This window comes from Bacillus sp. FSL H8-0534, from assembly GCF_038005885.1.
Classification (GTDB): domain Bacteria; phylum Bacillota; class Bacilli; order Bacillales; family Bacillaceae_G; genus Bacillus_A; species Bacillus_A pseudomycoides.
Genome location: NZ_JBBOUC010000003.1, coordinates 177,824 through 191,885, shown reverse-complemented (window position 1 = coordinate 191,885; position 14,062 = coordinate 177,824). Strand labels below are relative to the sequence as shown.

Annotated in this window: 12 protein-coding genes and 3 pseudogenes; 10 read left to right on the top strand and 5 right to left on the bottom strand. The window is 34.4% G+C overall.

The features are described 5' to 3' along the window. The first annotated feature begins 105 nt into the window (after positions 1 to 105). Positions 106 to 438: a DUF1904 family protein gene (locus MHH71_RS29365; protein ID WP_001120967.1), complete on the top strand. Its 333-nt coding sequence runs from the start codon at positions 106 to 108 to the stop codon at positions 436 to 438. 455 nt (positions 439 to 893) lie between these two features. After that, positions 894 to 2,105 (top strand): IS110 family transposase, encoded by a 1,212-nt coding sequence (locus tag MHH71_RS29360; RefSeq protein WP_098719823.1) that lies wholly within the window; start codon positions 894 to 896, stop codon positions 2,103 to 2,105. Between the two features lie 148 nt (positions 2,106 to 2,253). Here MHH71_RS29360 and MHH71_RS29355 read toward each other — a convergent pair whose 3' ends face one another. Beyond that, positions 2,254 to 3,591: an IS4 family transposase gene (locus MHH71_RS29355; RefSeq protein WP_340725686.1), complete on the bottom strand. Its 1,338-nt coding sequence runs from the start codon at positions 3,589 to 3,591 to the stop codon at positions 2,254 to 2,256. A 127-nt stretch (positions 3,592 to 3,718) separates the two neighbouring features. Between MHH71_RS29355 and MHH71_RS29350 the strand changes: the two genes are divergently transcribed. Beyond that, on the top strand, positions 3,719 to 4,426 hold the full coding sequence (locus MHH71_RS29350; protein ID WP_033799379.1) for an IS6 family transposase: 708 nt from the start codon (positions 3,719 to 3,721) through the stop codon (positions 4,424 to 4,426). A 315-nt stretch (positions 4,427 to 4,741) separates the two neighbouring features. Next, positions 4,742 to 4,849: pseudogene (locus MHH71_RS30755) on the top strand (hypothetical protein); the annotation flags it as partial. A gap of 124 nt (positions 4,850 to 4,973) precedes the next feature. Here MHH71_RS30755 and MHH71_RS29345 read toward each other — a convergent pair. From MHH71_RS29345 to MHH71_RS29335, 3 genes are all read right to left on the bottom strand, one after another. Next, the gene (locus tag MHH71_RS29345; protein WP_006096975.1) at positions 4,974 to 5,339 is read right to left on the bottom strand and encodes a carboxymuconolactone decarboxylase family protein; all 366 of its coding nucleotides are present in this window, start codon (positions 5,337 to 5,339) and stop codon (positions 4,974 to 4,976) included. A gap of 336 nt (positions 5,340 to 5,675) precedes the next feature. Next, complete coding sequence (locus MHH71_RS29340; RefSeq protein WP_006096976.1) at positions 5,676 to 5,849, bottom strand: hypothetical protein; 174 nt, start codon at positions 5,847 to 5,849, stop codon at positions 5,676 to 5,678. A 142-nt stretch (positions 5,850 to 5,991) separates the two neighbouring features. Further along, the gene (locus MHH71_RS29335) at positions 5,992 to 6,615 is read right to left on the bottom strand and encodes a TetR/AcrR family transcriptional regulator (RefSeq protein WP_006096977.1); all 624 of its coding nucleotides are present in this window, start codon (positions 6,613 to 6,615) and stop codon (positions 5,992 to 5,994) included. 117 nt (positions 6,616 to 6,732) lie between these two features. Here MHH71_RS29335 and MHH71_RS29330 point away from each other — a divergent pair. Next, positions 6,733 to 8,960: pseudogene (locus tag MHH71_RS29330) on the top strand (MMPL family transporter). A gap of 108 nt (positions 8,961 to 9,068) precedes the next feature. On the opposite strand, the gene MHH71_RS29325 reads toward MHH71_RS29330, so the two are convergent. Beyond that, on the bottom strand, positions 9,069 to 9,233 hold the full coding sequence (locus tag MHH71_RS29325) for a DUF4021 family protein (protein WP_077295769.1): 165 nt from the start codon (positions 9,231 to 9,233) through the stop codon (positions 9,069 to 9,071). A 546-nt stretch (positions 9,234 to 9,779) separates the two neighbouring features. On the opposite strand from MHH71_RS29325, the gene MHH71_RS29320 reads away from it, so the two are divergent. The 5 genes and pseudogenes from MHH71_RS29320 (at position 9,780) to MHH71_RS29300 (ending at position 14,005) form a co-directional block, all read left to right on the top strand. Then, a complete protein-coding gene (locus MHH71_RS29320; RefSeq protein ID WP_006096981.1) occupies positions 9,780 to 10,043 on the top strand; it encodes a transcriptional regulator SplA in 264 nt (87 codons plus the stop codon). Continuing rightward, positions 10,040 to 11,068, top strand: a complete 1,029-nt coding sequence (gene splB, locus MHH71_RS29315; RefSeq protein ID WP_033799350.1) for a spore photoproduct lyase — start codon at positions 10,040 to 10,042, stop codon at positions 11,066 to 11,068. The genes MHH71_RS29320 and splB overlap by 4 nt, the downstream gene beginning before the upstream one ends. A gap of 109 nt (positions 11,069 to 11,177) precedes the next feature. Next, positions 11,178 to 11,768, top strand: a pseudogene (locus tag MHH71_RS29310) (IS6 family transposase); the annotation flags it as partial. 362 nt (positions 11,769 to 12,130) lie between these two features. Next, positions 12,131 to 12,997: a recombinase family protein gene (locus MHH71_RS29305; RefSeq protein ID WP_077295828.1), complete on the top strand. Its 867-nt coding sequence runs from the start codon at positions 12,131 to 12,133 to the stop codon at positions 12,995 to 12,997. Between the two features lie 69 nt (positions 12,998 to 13,066). Beyond that, on the top strand, positions 13,067 to 14,005 hold the full coding sequence (locus tag MHH71_RS29300; protein ID WP_077295826.1) for an Rpn family recombination-promoting nuclease/putative transposase: 939 nt from the start codon (positions 13,067 to 13,069) through the stop codon (positions 14,003 to 14,005). Positions 14,006 to 14,062 lie beyond the last annotated feature (57 nt).

Genomic DNA, 14,062 nt, shown 5'->3' with positions numbered 1-14,062 from the left:
ATCAACTTAAGAATGTCATTGAAATGTACCAATAGATTCTAGTGCAGCAAAATAAATTGTGCTATGATGTGAGCAAATATAAAGCTATCTAACGGAGGGATTCACATGCCGCATGTTGTGTTTCGTGGAATTACTACTGAACAATTAAAACGTATAAGCAAGCCATTAGTAGAAGAGCTCGCAGAGATTTGTGAGTGTGGTACGGATAATTTTACGTTGGAACTACCAAGTTCTACGTTTGTATTCAATGGAGAAGAAATAGAAGCGTTTCCTCTTATTGAAGTGAAATGGTTCGAGCGTGGACAGGAAATTCGTGATCGATTTGCCAAGGCCATTACTACATATGTAATGGATTTTGGACTTCCAGAAGTAGAGGTTGTATTTACGGTTTTCACAGAATCAGCGTATTATATTAACGGGAAGCATTGTGCAAGTTAGAGCTATTTGAAAGATTTTTGTAACATTTATAAGGGGGAGCGCCACACATCCATCAACTTAAAGTATATTTTTGTACAAAATGCGGTCTTTCCACTTAGTTTTTTATAATCTTTTATAGAAGTTATAAAAGTAGGCATATCAAATAAACCCTGACGGGTTTCAATTTTTTTAATATGCTACTTTATGATTAGAAGTGGTATACTCATAAACAACACCCAAAACATACTAAGATTAGTAGTGTAAACCAAGGCATTGGTTTACACTACTATTTTTTTATAGTAGAAGTGAAGAATAGGTCGCTTTGATATTAGGATTTTAAATCCGTACCCAAAACAGACCTTCTTCACTTACCTTATTTGAATCAGTTTAGTATGTGGATCCTTGAGATCGTGTATAAGAAATGGGAATCGATAAGAGTAAGATGAGGACTTCAATTCTACATAAGGAGGCAAAATATGCAACATGTAATTGCGTTTGATGTTAGTATGGGAAAGAGTTATATGGTTATTTATAATGCTCAAAAACAATGTATTTTTGAAAGTGAAATCAATCATTCTAAGCCCGATTTTGAAGAACTACGAAAACGAATAGATCAACTTATGAATGAAAATAAAAAATCACCTCATATTGTGTTCGAAGCAACTGGTGTCTATTCGAGACAACTGGAGCGTTTTATGCAAGATAACAAGTTTGAATACTTTCTGTTGAACCCTTTAGAAGCGAAATTACAATGCGATTCCTTACGGATTCATAAAACCGATAGAAGCGACGCGCATCAATTAGCTCTCACACATTTCACGGCTTCCCGGAGGGAAAAGACAGGCACAGATAACTTATTTTATCAATTAAAATCACTCTCAAGATTTTATAGTGAACTGGATGACGAATTATCTTTGATTCGTAGCCGGATGCATAAAGTCATTCAGTTGACATTTCCGGAATTGGAACAGATTTTCACAACTAAGTCAGATTTATTTTTAAACTTTGTTCAATTATTCCCTCACCCAGATTTTGTTCAAAATCTTTCCAAAACGGTCATGAAGAATCGGATTCGTAAGAATACCAATAAAAACATCTCAATCAGCATAGCAGAAAAGAAAGCTATGGAAGTACTTGCGGCTGCCAGGTATTCTTATCCAGCCGTACGTCAGGATGACGTTTTATGTGAACAACTCAAATCGTATGCGAAACGCTATCAGGAGCTCCTTCATCAAAAAGAACAGTGTATCACGAAGATGGTACGATTAGCTGAAAGTCGCACAGAATATCCAATTATTCTTAGTTTTCCAGGAATAGGTCCCAATACGGCTATACGTTTGTTAGCTGAAATCGGGGATATTACTCGCTTCGAAAATAACAAACAACTTAATGCATTTGCAGGTATTGATATACGCCGTTTTCAATCAGGAAAAACTTTTTTCAAAGATAAGATCAATAAACGTGGAAATAAGCATCTGCGTAAGCTTCTTTTTCTCATTATCCAGAACATGATAAAGCTACGCCGTTACGGACAGAACCACATTGTTGAGTATTATGATAAATTAAAAACGCAACCTTATAACAAATGTCATAAAGTTGCGTCAATCGCATGTGTAAATAAGTTATTGAAGCTCCTCTTCTACCTTATTACACATAATATACACTATGATTATCGGTTAACCGCCTAAAATCATAGTCTCATTCATCATACTATATTTATTCCCCCTAGTAAAAAAACGAATACATATTAGGGGTATTTAGTTTGCATTAAATTTAACATATATGATATAGGCTTTGCGATATTTAATTGATTAAAAATCTAAAAATAAGGATTGACTAATCGTAAGAAATATCAAAGACTGTCTTTTTCTCGTATCGATGAGATTTTCGTCCGTTGTGCTGTAGGAGGTTAAACAGACGAAGGAGAACCTTTGATAACTCTTGGGTGTTTTTATGTAATGCTTGATGAAACAGTAAAAAATAATCCTTAATCATGTACATCGCTTTATATTCACTTAGCTCTTTCTGTTTCTTACGTAACAGGAGTTCTCTCATTTTAAACATAGTAGAAGAACATAATAAGATACTAATGAGTTGACCATAAAGATGACATTCTAACCGCTCTTGTTTAATAGATTTGCAACGATGAATTTGAAACCAAGATTTCCATATTTTAAATAACAGCTCAATTTGCCAACGTAGTGAATATAAATCATAGATTTTCTCTTTTGGTACCCATTCCGTAGGAATATTTGTCATATATACCGTAATTCCTTGTAAAAGTTTCGTACGCTCTGTATATGTAATCCCTTTTTTCTTTTCGCGAATCGCTCGATCGCGTAGGCGTTTCTGTTTTTGCTCCTTGGTACATCTATAAACCACAATGCGAGTAGGCAGTTTGTCTTTACTCCCTACATATACATCATGTAATTCATACACTTGGCCAGGTTGTAATTGTTTCATGATGTCTTCCAAATGAATTTGTATATATACCGGTCTTAATTGAGCGGGTTTTGTTTTAAATACCACTGTTTCGAATTCTTTTCTATATATTTTAGTTGGTAACTTAAGACGTGATAAATAATATCCTTGCTTATCTTGAATAGACTTAAAGTCTTGTAAACGAAAGTATCCTAAGTCACGAATATACAGTTCATTCTTTTGTGCCATGCCTGTTCGAGTCGCACTATATGCCTGATCACTTCGTTTTCCGGGTTCAATTGCCACATCAGAAAATTCTCCACTCAACAAGTCATACTCTAGTTGAATTTTCACACCAGCTGTATGACTACATCCTCCGGCACCAGGATAAGTAGCTGCGAATCGATCTGGAACTTGGAAGGTTGTAGAATCAAGGATGCGAATCCGCTCAAAATAAGCAGAAAGAGAATGAGAAATCTTAGATACTCCTCCAATTTTAGCTTGTAGAAGTGTAGTAAATACAGTTCGAAAGAAGGCTACAGAAGCCGAGTTAAATCGTCGATTAAGTCCCTCCGGACTTAATAAAACTCCTGTTGAAGTTTCTAATTGACTACAAAGTTGAGTAAGAGAGGTAGTAGCGACTTGTTGATTTAACCATACACACAAAGATAAGAAATGGTGCCCGTGGCACTTACGTTTTCGTTTCATCCCGCCTGCTTTTATAGCTAATTGATTAAGTGTAGCGGGAGACATATATCGATATAACTCTTCGGCAAATAAAGATAATTGGTTCTGGTGCAAAAACTTCAGGGAAATTGCAAATAATCTCTAAATCTTGGACATACTGATACTATTACTCTAAAAAAGGTGTGTGATCGGTATGAAAAAGGAAAATTTGTTCAAATGGAAGCACTATCAACCTGATATTATCTTATTAACGGTAAGATGGTACCTACGGTACAACCTAAGTTTTCGTGATTTGGTGGAAATGATGGAGGAACGAGGTTTGTCTATTGCTCACACCACCATTATGCGTTGGGTGCATCAATATGGACCTGAATTAGATGAAAGAGTACGACGTCATCTTAAGACAACAAATGATTCCTGGAGAGTCGATGAAACGTATGTGAAAGTAAAAGGTCAATGGATGTATTTATATCGCGCAGTCGATTCAGAAGGAAATACCATTGATTTTTATCTCAGTGAATCAAGAGATAAACAAGCAGCCAAGCGCTTTTTCAAGAAAGCCTTGGCTGCTTCTCATATTTGTAAACCTCGCGTTATAACAGTAGACAAGAACCCAGCCTATCCTGTAGCAATTCAAGAATTAAAAGAAGAGAAACGTATGCCTGAAGGCATACAAATAAGACAAGTTAAATATCTCAATAATATAGTGGAACAGGATCACCGTTTCATTAAGAAACGTGTGCGTTCTATGTTAGGATTCAAGTCATATGAAACAGCCACTTCTATATTGAGTGGCGTTGAAACCATGCATATGATGAAAAAAGGACAACTTCACCTGTGGGTGAAGTCTACCCAAAACGAAGTTAGGTTCATACATAAATTGTTTGGAATTGCATCATAATCTGCCATTGAACAGACTATGTAGGTTTCTATGTCTTTATCAAATGATTTTTGCACCAGAACCACTTCTATTGTCATAAAGTAAACAGTATAGTTATTTGGGGTCCTTTGACACTTTCATTTGATACGGTGCTGAATGTGTACTAATGTTTGCTGCGTGATTAGGTTACATTGCTATACTGATTACAAATTCAAAAAGACCTTTGAGTTCTACCTATTGTTTTGTGAGTGGCCCCAAAAAGAAGGAATCGTTGCCGTGCCCCTATATAGGAAACTACAAGATAAATCATAATAAAAATACCCGCCCGAATTGGAAAATTTTTCAGATGTGGCGGGGTATTCTTTGAATCGTTGCCGTACCCCTTATCTTTTATGGTCTGCTTTTGCTACATATTTATCTTGGACAATTTACAGCATGAATTGATAAATTACAAAAACTTGAGCATAATTAAAAATGCTCAAGTTTTTGTATTGTTTGGTTTTTATCAAGAAAATGTAATAAATACAACCCAAAAAATTAAACATGTTTTTAACAATATCTTGGATAGTCACTGCTTTAATTCATTTAACTCTTGCATACATTCTTGAACAAGTGTGACCGCCTGACTCATGGTAGCTCCCCCGCCAAATGCAGCTGTTACGCCAATGATCTCAAGAATTTCCTGCTCTGAAGCTCCTTGATCTATACATCCTTTAGTGTGATAAATAATGCAATACTCATCCTGAGAGTAAAGGCTTATCCCTAAAGCAACCAATTGTTTTACTTTTTTTGATAATGTACCTTCTTTAAAGCATTCCTCTGTAAAAGAATTAAACTGTTCAGCCAGTTTTGGCATTTTTTCCGTAAATAAACCCAACCCATGTTTATATTGAAGAAGTGCAGATTCAGTAGTATTTCTACCTTCAAATTCCATATTTAATCAACCCCATTTCTAGTATTTATAAAACATACGTTAGTATGAGCTTAAAGTACTTTGATTAATCATGTTTGACATTATGTAATTTAGGGGGGCATCTTTACTTTTCAAAAATAATTCTTCTAAAATAAACAGATAAATTTTATATATATTCATATAAAAGTTCTTGTACATCAATTCAATCATTCAATAGAAATAGTAAGATTTTTTGTATACATGTATAGCGTATGACTACCTTCTCAGCTTAATATATACCTAATTTAAATTTTCACATGAGCATATCTAAGTTTTGGGTATAGAAAAGGCAAGCATTTAAATATGCTTGCCTTCGTTCTAACGACGATGCTCGACTAAATCAATTACCCCTAAAACAACATGAGCTAAACCAAATCCAAATACCGTATTAGCAATCATCTTATTAGAACCACGTGTCTGCTTAAGTGCATAACCTGCAGCTGTGACCGCTGTACCTAATGCAGTTGGAATTAATCCTTCACGAATATCCATCGTAATATCCTCCTAGCATCGTAGTTAGTAAAACATGTAGTATTTCACAATAAAATACTAACATAAAAATTAGTATGGTCGCTTTTTATATAAATATGTAAACACCAATATCAAGGAAATATATATAACTAAAAATCCTGAATTAATGTCCCAATCCATTCCAATAAAAATCTACAATGCTTACAGCTAAATCATCTATATTGGCAATCAGTGGCTTTTGATTTACATCTTTGTAATCACCTAAGTATAGCAAAGCAACAAAGGCATGAGTACTTAAAAGCGAGTGCCCTTTAGGGATTTCACCTTTTTGCATCGCTTTGTGTATTGCTTGATCCAATACTTCGTACATTTTATCTTCAGCTTTTTGCATTTGTATTAAGTGATTCTCTGAAAGAGATATTTTTGCATCTTTCATGAAACTCTTGATATCAATGTTCAGTGTTGCGGTTAAATGAACTTTTGCAACATCAAGTAATCGCTCCTTAAGCGGCTTACTTGTTGAAAGAATTTTATGCATATTATCTCTAATGCGTGCCATCATTTGAATCATTGTATCCGTAAAAAGATCAGCTTTTGTAGCATAGTAATAATAAACAGTTGCCTTTGTTACATCGCACTCTTTTGCAACATCTTCCATAGAGACAATTTGATAACCTTTACTTAAAAACAGCTTTGTAGCAATATCAACAATTTTATCTTTTGTAGATTTTGTATTTTTATTTTGAGGTGGTCTTCCTAAAGGACGTTGTTTTTGTTCCAATATCATTCTCTCCTGACTCTTCATAATTTAAAATATTATAACATATCAGTTGAATAGCACTTGATTAATTAACTAACCAGTATATATAATTAATTCTAAAATTAGTAAGAAAGGTGGAATATCATGAAAAAACATCCTCTTTATACATGGGGGAAATATGTCGGTGGACCAAAAGCAAAGTGGATTACCCTTTTTGTATGGGTCTTGTTGACACTTGTTTTATCGTTTACTTGGCCAGCTGTGAATACCGTTGAAGATGAGACAGTCCCTAATCTTCCTGAAACGGCTATGTCACAACAGGCTAATAATATAATTAAGAAAGAATTTCCGAATGACTCAGGAAACCCTGTGCTTATTGTTTGGCATAAAGATGAAGGTTTAGAAGAGAAGGATTTTAAGAAAATTCAAGATACTTATCAAAAACTTAGAAATTCGCCATTAAAGGGGCAATCAACGTTACCACCTTTTGATACCATACCGCACCAAGCGTTAGCAAAAAATGTTTCAGAAGATGGTACGTCTCTTGTAACTCCTGTGTTTTTTGATAAAACTGTAGGGACAGATATGCTGCAGGAGAATATGGCTGAACTGCAGATTGTCATAAAGAATACAGTGGAAGATGATCCATTTAAAAGAAAGATTTCTGATTCTGGTTTGCATGTACGTCTATCAGGGCCAGTTGGTATTCAGACTGATGCAGTAAGCATATTTAGTCAGGCTGATGTGAAATTATTGGTTGCAACTGTATTACTTGTTTTAGCTTTACTTATTCTTCTTTATCGTTCACCGCTATTAGCAATCTTACCTTTTATTGTAGTTGGGTTTGCTTATGGAATAATTAGTCCAACTTTAGGTTTTTTAGCTGATAAAGGATGGATTACTGCTGATGCGCAAGGAATTTCAATTATGACTGTACTATTATTTGGAGCTGGTACAGATTATTGTCTATTTCTAATTTCAAGATATCGAGAGTTTCTTCTTGTGGAGCGAAATAAATTTAAAGCGCTACAGCTTGCAATTAAAGAATCAGGTGGAGCTATCATTATGAGTGCTCTTACCGTTGTAGTAGGATTAGGTACTCTATTACTTGCTCATATAGGTTCTTTCCATAGATTTGCAGTACCTTTTAGCGTGGCTGTTTTCCTTATGGGAATCGCTTCTTTGACAATTTTACCAGCATTATTAGCTATTTTGGGGAGAGTAGCATTTTTCCCATTCATCCCAAGAACAAGAGAAATGAATGAAGAATATGCTAAGAAAAAAAGAAAACAATCAAGGTAAAGGAATCGAAAGGGTTCTTAAGCAAAAAACTTGGAGATCTTGTTATTCGTAAACCATGGACAATTATCCTGCTAACACTATTCTTATTAGGTGGATTGGCTTCATTTGTTCCACGTATCCAATTTACGTATGATTTAATAGAATCATTTCCAAAAGATATGCCTTCACGTGAAGGATTTAATTTAATCTCTGATCATTTTTCACCTGGTGAGTTAGCACCTGTACAAATTGTTGTTGATACAAAAGGAAAAGATGTACCTGTCAAAGAAGAATTAACAAAACTTTCTTTTATAGATCAAGTAACAGAACCAGTGCAAGGGAAACAGAATAATCAATTACAAATGTTTGAAGTTTCAATAAAAGATAATCCGTATTCTATTGAGGGGATGAATAAAATCCCTGAGTTAAGAAAAAGTTTGAAACAGGTAATGAAAAGTGCTGAAATAAGTGATGCTAATAACCACATATGGATTGGAGGAGAAACGGCTACATTATACGATACGAAACAAACAACTGAACGTGATCAAAATGTGATTATTCCTGTTATGATTGGTATTATCGCATTATTATTACTTGTATATTTACGTTCTGTTGTGGCGATGATCTACTTAATTGTAACAGTGGTATTATCATTCTTCTCTGCATTAGGGGCAGGATGGTTACTACTTCACTATGGTATGGATGCTCCTGCAATACAAGGAGCGATTCCTCTATATGCATTTGTGTTCTTGGTAGCATTAGGAGAGGACTATAACATATTTATGGTTTCTGAAATATGGAAAAACAAAAGAAGCCAGCCACATCTTGAAGCAGTCAAAAACGGGGTGGTTCAAACAGGTAGTGTTATTACGTCTGCTGGTTTAATCTTGGCAGGAACATTTGCTGTATTAGCTACTTTACCAATCCAAGTACTTGTTCAATTTGGTATTGTTACAGCAATAGGAGTACTACTGGATACATTTATAGTAAGACCTCTTCTTGTTCCTTCACTTACAGGCGTTTTAGGCCGTTTCGCTTTTTGGCCTGGGAAGATTCGGAAGAAGGAAGAGACAAAAAAAGTAGATGCTTGATAATATAATAAAATTAAAAAACCAAGGAAACTTTGATTTCCCTTGGTTTTTTATTAGGAATAAAGTATGTATATAAAATAAAAGTAGTATCTAAATACTAATTATTTTTCAAATTTCCGGTTTTTGGTGTTCTTTGTCTTCAATATCAGTTTCTGGCATTCCGTACAATCCATTCATGGCTTGTTCTACTGGTTGAAGTCCAGTTTTAATAGTATCAGATTTTAAGTTTTTTGAGTTGTTACTCTTTTCTTTTTTAGAATGTGGAAAATTCATTTTTATACCTCCAAACACTAAATTTTTAAAAAATAAAAAGCGTATGAAAGAGTTTGGCAGATAAACAAATTATCTGCCAATTGAATGACCAATTATTTGAGCTATTAATGTAATAGCATATACATAGTATGTCATCTTTTCTAGAAAATATGATAGCTAAGGAATCATCAATACCTGGATCTCCAAATAATAGTACTTTCTTCAAAATATGTCTTCCTTCTTAGATAACCCAATTTTATAAAAAACTTATAACATGTCTATGCAGGATGTTCTCTTTAAATCTAAAATTTCTTGAAAAAATATTATAATTACATCAATTTTCTATAGTCTAAAACATTTTCAATTGCCCCTGGTTGAAAAAAAGAACACCAAAAGAAAGAATTGAATTAAATCTATTGATTTGCAACGAAGTATGTCCCACATGGGTTAAATCAATTAGCTAAACGCTTTTCCATAATAAAGAAGACATAATTTTAGGCACTAAAGATAAAAATTTAATAATGAATAACTGTACCCAATAGATTTTATAAAAGAAAAGGTGATGGAATGGAACTGTTTAACGAAGACAAAACTTATCATGCTGGAGATATTGTCTATGTTTTTTACCGAAACCCCCACACCCAGGATGTAGCAAATATACAAGCAGCAGCCGTTGTAAATAACCCTGAAAATCCAAATGAATTAGCTTTATTTCTTTATGAAACTTATTATCCATTATCAAATGAAATGGCTGTTTATTCTACAGAAGAAGAGGCAAATCAAGCTTACAATTACTATTATGGAGATGCTTTAGAGGGGATATTAGAATGAATAATCCATTTATACCTAAGCTAGTATACTTTGAACCAAATGCATTAGATTATCCGTTAGGAAGAGAACTTCAAGAAAAATTCAAAAAAATGGATGTAGAAATTCGGTATACCACCTCACATAACCAAGTGAGAGATCTTCCAGGAGAAAATGATTTTCAAAAGTACAGGGTAGCAAAATCTACCCTTGTCGTTGGTGTGAGAAAGACACTAAAGTTTGACACCTCAAAGCCTTCAGCTGAGTATGCTATTCCCTTTGCAACAGGGTGTATGGGCCATTGTCATTATTGCTATTTACAAACAACGATGGGTAGTAAACCATATATCCGTACTTATGTAAATGTGGCCGAAATTCTTGAGGCTGCTGACAAATATATCGAGAAACGAGCACCTGAACTGACAAGATTTGAAGCATCCTGTACATCTGATATTGTAGGGATTGATCACTTAACTCAAACTCTTAAGCACGCAATAGAGCATTTTGGAGAATCCGAGTATGGAAAATTGAGGTTTGTTACTAAATTTCATCATGTAGATCACTTACTTGATGCAAAACATAACGGGAAAACAAGATTTCGGTTTAGTGTAAACGCTGACTATGTTATTAAAAATTTTGAGCCCGGCACCTCTCCCCTAGCAAAACGGATTGAGGCCGCTGGAAAAGTAGCAAGAGCCGGGTATCCACTTGGGTTCATTGTGGCCCCTATTTATCTGCATGAAGGTTGGCAGGATGGGTACTATCATATGTTTGAACGTCTTGATGCTGAATTACCACTTGATGCACGTGATGATATCACATTTGAATTTATTCAACATCGATTTACAAAGCCTGCCAAACGAGTAATTGAAAAAAATTATCCCATGACAAAATTAGAATTAGATGAAGAGAAAAGAAGATATAAATGGGGGAAATATGGAATTGGAAAATATATTTATCAAAAAGAAGAAGAAGAAGATATAAAAAGTTATCTTTATTCTTATATGGAGAAATTCTTTCCCAATGCAAAATTAGAATATTTCACATAGGAGATACCATTCACTTTACAAAAAGCATATGGAAATTTATTTTAAAGGCTATATCGGTGTTTCAAGGACGTTCTGTTGCAAAGTTTTTTAAATGAGTCTACACTCTAGAAAAAGGGGCTTATCCGTTGCTCATACAACGATTATGCCTTGGGTTCATCAGTATGGTCCTGAATTAGACAAAAGAATCCGTCATCATCTCAAGCAAATCAATGACTCTTGTAGAGTCGATGAAACATATATCAAAGTAAAAAGTCAATGGATGTACCTGTATCGTGCTGTCGATTCGAAAGGAAATACCATCGATTTTTACCTAAGCAAAGCAAGAAACCACAAGGCTGCAAAGCGATTCTTCAAGAAAGCTTTGCAGCCTTTTCATATTTCTGAGCCTCGTGTCGTGACAGTCGATAAGAATCCAGCTTATCCTATAGCAGTTGAAGAATTGAGAAAAGAAAAAAAGATGCCATTAGGCATCCAACTAAGGCAAGTGAAATATCTCAATAACATAGTGGAACAAGATCATCGGTTTATTAAAAAGCGAGTTCGTTCGATGTTAGGATTGAAATCCTTTCGCACAGCTACATCCATTATTTCTGGAATAGAAGCTATGCATATGGTAAAAAAAGGGCAACTTGTTTTACTGGACAAGTCTGTCCAAAATCAAGTGAAGTTCATCCATCAACTATTTGGAATTGCTGCTTAAGACTAGATTCCACTAGGAAACTTTTCGCCTCTTTATATCTTTCCTAAGTATTTGCACCAGAACCCTCTATATACTGTGTCACTTTAGGAGATAATTTGCACTAATTTTAAGTGTTCTTTTGCGTCCTGAGTATACATAATAAAGTTAGCTGTGTAGATTTCGTAATTACTGGAGTAAAGGTTATGAAGTTAAGATGTTCATAAATTAAAGATTTTGGTAAATTCGGAAATCAGATAAATGTGAAATGAACAAAATTTAAGCCTTATAAATTGCTTAAATACGTTATCAAAACTATTGTCAAAATCAAATTAACTTTAACCTCCCTTTATGATAAGATTATCATGTAAAGGTTAGGTGATTTTATGAATTCATACATTTATGGTTATGCACGAGTAAGTACCCAACAACAAGATTTGATTCGTCAGCTAGACATGCTTCAAAATTATAACTGCACTGAAATTTTAACTGAAAAAATAACAGGTACGAAAAGTGATCGTCCAGAGCTTACTCGATTAAAAGATAAAATTAGACCTGGTGATACATTAGTTGTAGAAAGCTTTTCTAGATTAGGAAGAAGCACCAAAGATTTAATTGAACTTGTTGATTTTTTTGAGAATAAAGGAGTTAAGCTAATTAGTATCAAAGAACAATTTGATACTAATACACCGCAAGGCAAATTGATGTTAACAGTATTTCAGGCATTCAGCCAGTTTGAAAGAGACTTGATTGCTCAACGAACACAAGAAGGTCTTGTAAGTGCAAGAGCAAGAGGAAGGGTTGGTGGTCGTCCTCGTATTAAAGATATCTATATTCAGAAGGCATTAAATTTATATAAGTCAGAGCAATATAGTATTCGAGAAATTATAGATATGACTGGCATTAGCCAAGCAACACTGTACCGATACATACGAGAACACAAGCAAGTACAAAAGAATGAGGAAACAGAAGAAAAAACAGCAACTATTCGTATGTTGTTACGTGTAGAAAATAATAATAAATTTGTACGTGGGAAGGGGAAAGTTAGAAAGAATATCGAATCCTTTCTCATATCACAATACAATATGGAACAACGCTTAGGGGAGTACATATTCTATGTTCCTTACACCACAATTTCAGATTTAGAAAAAAAGGTAGATAGCATAATTCATGAAATTGATTTTGAAGCGGATTTACAAAACTGTTTTACTGAGTTAGATGTGTACTGTGATGAATTGGAACTACAATGGTAAGCATTTGCGTATATAACAAGTTATCTTATAAAATAAGAAGAAGAAAAGAAAGACAGGGAGAGGAAACCCATGTCCACAAAATTAGTAAATTTACGAATTGATTTTGCTTTTAAACAGTTATTCGGAACGAAAGGGAACGAAGAGATCTTAACTGGTTTCTTGAATGCTATTTTAGAGGAATCTTTAGAGGCACCCGTTGCATCTCTACAATTGGAAGACCCACATCTTCATAAGGCTTATGAAGATGATAAGTTATCCATTTTAGATTTATTAGCAACATTAGACAACGGAACGCAAGTGAATATAGAGATACAGCTTCGCAATACACATGATATGGTAAAGCGATCTTTATATTACTGGAGTAAACTCTATACATCCCAAATGCAAGAAGGGATGCCGTATCGTTCACTTCGGAAAACAATTACCATTAACTTATTAGATTTTATATTATTCTCCCAGGATGATTCATTTCACACCATAGGACAATTATGGAATCCCCAAAAGCAACAGATACTAAGTGATGATATTGAAATTCATTTTGTTGAAATTCCAAAATTGGTCAAACAATGGCGTGAAGAAAAAGTAAATCCATGGGAAAATGCATTTGTTCGTTGGATGTTATTACTACCAGCACATGAAGATGAATATTTAACTCAAACATTGGAGGAGATTGCAATGAATCAAGATCCAATTTTACAAAAAGCAATAAATAAATGGGAAAATATGAGCCATGACTCCTCTTTCCGAACAGCTTATGAGGCTCGCGAGAAGCTACTTCTTGATGAACAAGCTAAGCTGGCTCACGCTCGTGAAGAAGGCTTAGAGGAAGGTTTAGAAAAAGGGATTCAAAAAGGACTTCAAAAGGGTATCCAAAAAGGACGAGAAGAAGGCATTGAACAAGGGAAAGTTCAATTAATATGTGGTATGCATAAGAACGGTATGCCGTTAGAAGACATTGCGAAATTCACTGGTCTAAGTACAGAAGAAATACGAAAACTACTATTATAATACGTACTATTACAAAAGCTTTGCGAATTGTTTCGCAAAGCTTTTTACTATGAATTT

Coding starts and splice junctions, on each gene's coding strand:
- MHH71_RS29360 (WP_098719823.1), top strand. CDS start 894: ATGCAACATGTAATTGCGTTTGATGTTAGTATGGGAAAGAGTTATATG.
- MHH71_RS29320 (WP_006096981.1), top strand. CDS start 9,780: ATGGAACTGTTTAACGAAGACAAAACTTATCATGCTGGAGATATTGTC.
- MHH71_RS29325 (WP_077295769.1), bottom strand. CDS start 9,233: ATGAATTTTCCACATTCTAAAAAAGAAAAGAGTAACAACTCAAAAAAC.
- splB (WP_033799350.1), top strand. CDS start 10,040: ATGAATAATCCATTTATACCTAAGCTAGTATACTTTGAACCAAATGCA.
- MHH71_RS29365 (WP_001120967.1), top strand. CDS start 106: ATGCCGCATGTTGTGTTTCGTGGAATTACTACTGAACAATTAAAACGT.
- MHH71_RS29335 (WP_006096977.1), bottom strand. CDS start 6,615: ATGATATTGGAACAAAAACAACGTCCTTTAGGAAGACCACCTCAAAAT.
- MHH71_RS29340 (WP_006096976.1), bottom strand. CDS start 5,849: ATGGATATTCGTGAAGGATTAATTCCAACTGCATTAGGTACAGCGGTC.
- MHH71_RS29350 (WP_033799379.1), top strand. CDS start 3,719: ATGAAAAAGGAAAATTTGTTCAAATGGAAGCACTATCAACCTGATATT.
- MHH71_RS29300 (WP_077295826.1), top strand. CDS start 13,067: ATGTCCACAAAATTAGTAAATTTACGAATTGATTTTGCTTTTAAACAG.
- MHH71_RS29345 (WP_006096975.1), bottom strand. CDS start 5,339: ATGGAATTTGAAGGTAGAAATACTACTGAATCTGCACTTCTTCAATAT.
- MHH71_RS29355 (WP_340725686.1), bottom strand. CDS start 3,591: ATGTCTCCCGCTACACTTAATCAATTAGCTATAAAAGCAGGCGGGATG.
- MHH71_RS29305 (WP_077295828.1), top strand. CDS start 12,131: ATGAATTCATACATTTATGGTTATGCACGAGTAAGTACCCAACAACAA.